Origin of the sequence: Paracnuella aquatica (assembly GCF_003332885.2) — a bacterium.
GTDB classification, from domain to species: Bacteria; Bacteroidota; Bacteroidia; order Chitinophagales; family Chitinophagaceae; genus Flavisolibacter; species Flavisolibacter aquaticus.
Genome location: NZ_QOWJ01000034.1, coordinates 1 through 2,921 on the forward strand (window position 1 = coordinate 1; position 2,921 = coordinate 2,921).

Here is a 2,921-nt window from a genome sequence, read left to right on the forward strand (position 1 = left end):
CTTTCATCATCTGAAATCATTTAGTTCACAACAAATTACTTCCTTGCAGCACCTGTGTCAAGCACAAGGCGACTGATGCTCCAGGAGACGGACCCTTTTACATATAGACTTCTCGCAATGCGGGCTGAGGAACATAGGATCAACTTTGCTGCTTTGTGCATCTTCAGTACATTAGTGTGGCTAACGGATCACGGACGCCCCGCACTGCGTAAAGCCGGTTAACGTTAGCGGAAATTATTTATGGAGGCTTTCTGCTTTTGAATCTCATTATAAAACTTCATGCGCTGTTTACTTTTTCTGACTGTTTTTACTGCGACACTTTACGCATGCAACAGGGCGACTAAACAAAAAAGCCGTTTCGCCAACATTTCCAAGTCTGATACCACTTGTCTAAAAGAAGTCAAAAAAGCTAAAACAGATGTGCAAATGGGCAAATTGACTTTCTGCCATTTTGCGGGGAGCCTGTTGTATGAGCCTTTACGAAGCGTTGACGAGATGGATTCATTACTTGGCAACTATGGGATAGGCTATGCAGAAGAAATGACGTCTGACGTGATTTTTGAAGGACAGACACAAGGATGTTACTGCGATTTCATGAAAGAACAGATTGACAACAAGTTCGGGAACAACTTTATTGACTCTTTGTTGAACGTATCAGACAGTCTTTATGTTCAAAACAACATCAACGACACATTCTATTATGCAAGTTGCGATACTCGACCTAACTACCCAAACGACACTGATATGCATCCAGACGAATACAGTACAGTATTTCAAAGTGATTTGGACAAGCGTATTAACTACCCTACAGACTATGTAAAGAGACCTAATTACGATTCATCCGCATTTGTTGACGTTCATCTGTATGTTGACAAACAAGGCAATGCCGTTATTACTGGCTATCGGTTCTTATTTGATATAAAGACAAACCACGAACATGAAAAGTATTTTGAGCAGCAGATTGAGAAGGCAATGAGGAAAACAGGCTGGACACCAGCAACGATAAGAAGTCAAAAGGTTAATTCAGACATGGTCATGCGCTTAGGCTTTGACTAAGTATAACTTCCGCTAACAGGGTTTTGCTGCAATGCTGGCTGAAGAATATGTTTTGAGCAGTGCCGATTCTATTCTACATTAGTGCAAGGTTGAGGCTGAAGCAATACTAATTCCAGCACTGACAGCAACACCTTCTACGTTAGCGGCAATGAGGGACCCGGCAAAAAAGCAATTGCAAGTGTAACTGTGAACACATAACGACAATACGAAACCATGTAATATCGAAATAACTGCCTTCCATAGATTATAGCAACCGTTAATAAATCAATTTGGCAATAAAATATTGATTGTTTGCAGGTAACCCTTTTTACTACTACTTTATTCAATCAGAAGAAGAACAAGGTAATAAAACCACTATTGCCTGATACTATGAAACTTGAACCAGCTTGTAATCCTTCAGTAAAGTCTTAATTATGCGATTGCATTGTTTATCCTTATTCTTATTATCCATTATTGCGGTTACATCCCAGGCACAACAGACTCAAACTTCTTCCTTAAACATTGGTGATCCTGCCCCTCCATTACGATTACGTGAATGGATAAAGGGTACACCTGTACAGCAATTCGAGAAAGGCAAAATATATGTGGTGGAATTTTGGGCCACCTGGTGTGGCTACTGTATTGATGCTATGCCGCATCTCTCTGCTTTAGCTCGAACTTACAAAGATCAGGTGACCGTTTTAGGCATTGACATTTTAGAGAAGAAAACTACATCAATAAAGAAGGTAAAAGCTTTTGTGGATAGTATCGGTAACCGGATGGACTATAGTGTAGCAGCCGAGGACAGCAACTTTATGGCACAAGACTGGCTTTATGCCTCAGGAGAGCAGGGCATCCCTGCCACATATGTAGTAAATTCAGAAGGAAAAATAGCCTGGATCGGGCACCCCTTGAATCTTGACACCGTTCTGGCCAAAATGGTGAGTAAAACCTGGAATGTCGAAGCAGAATTAGCTTGGAGAAACGAAGAGTTGATCAAACGAAAGGAGCAGATGCGCTTGGCAGCTTTGGAGCACTCATACCGGGACCAGTTGAACAGCTATGTGGGCGATGCGAACAAACCCTATGATCTGGGTAAGCCTGATTCTGCCCTCTTGCTCATAAACAAAATAGTTAACCAAGAGCCGAAACTTAAATTTGCTCCCCTGGTTTCCTTTCACACCTTTTCTGCTTTGCTAAAAACAGACAAAAAAAAGGCTTACGAGTATGGCAGGGAAATGATGGCAACCCCTTCGTTATTGGGCTTTGACAACGCCAGCATCACTTCTCCGATCGAGTGGTATGCAGAGAAAAGAAATCTTATCAGCCTTCCTCCGGAATTTTATGAGTTAGGTGCTGATGCATATGGGTTTAATGTCAATAGCAATTTAAGTTCAAGTGGTAAGCTTCCGCAACGCTACCTAAATTCGCTTCCCAAAACCTATATAAGAATGGCAGAATGGTACTGGCGGGCAAAAAATAGGGATAAAGCTATAAAGGCTTTACAAAGTGCCATTGCAGCAATGGGACAAGCACAAGAAAATTAAATTTTGATTTTTAGGTAGGACGCCGCTGTTTATTTTACCTGCTGAAATAGACAATATTGATAGCCGTTTAAATCAGGCGGTGCCGCTAACAGCGGCTTTTTGCAATAGCGGCTGGACGAACAAGGGCTAATCAGCAGAAGTTCTAATCATCGTTAGTATATTAGCTGAGCTGACGTGACACGGAATGCCGCTACTGCATAAAGCCGTTTTCCGTTAGGCGCAATATTTAAGTGTATGTCGTCAAAAGAAAGTGGACTAGTTCTTAGAGAGGGTTTTGCTGGGTTAAGTTCGTGATTTTTGTTTGATTTTTAGTATGTCGTTGGTGAAAAAGATGCCTCC

Annotated in this window: 2 protein-coding genes; both read left to right on the forward strand. The window is 41.6% G+C overall.

Translation table 11 applies throughout. The annotated features are described in order from the left end of the window. Nucleotides 1-279: 279 nt before the first annotated feature. Entirely contained in the window at nucleotides 280-1,056 is a 777-nt protein-coding gene (locus DRJ53_RS20905) for a hypothetical protein (RefSeq protein ID WP_114237620.1), read from the forward strand. A gap of 413 nt (nucleotides 1,057-1,469) precedes the next feature. Then, on the forward strand, nucleotides 1,470-2,582 hold the full coding sequence (locus DRJ53_RS20910) for a TlpA family protein disulfide reductase (RefSeq protein ID WP_114237621.1): 1,113 nt from the start codon (nucleotides 1,470-1,472) through the stop codon (nucleotides 2,580-2,582). The last annotated feature ends 339 nt before the right edge of the window (nucleotides 2,583-2,921 follow it).

Bases quoted from the DNA above. Each gene is read 5' to 3' on its own strand.
- DRJ53_RS20905 (WP_114237620.1), top strand. From the start codon at position 280: ATGCGCTGTTTACTTTTTCTGACTGTTTTTACTGCGACACTTTACGCA.
- DRJ53_RS20910 (WP_114237621.1), top strand. From the start codon at position 1,470: ATGCGATTGCATTGTTTATCCTTATTCTTATTATCCATTATTGCGGTT.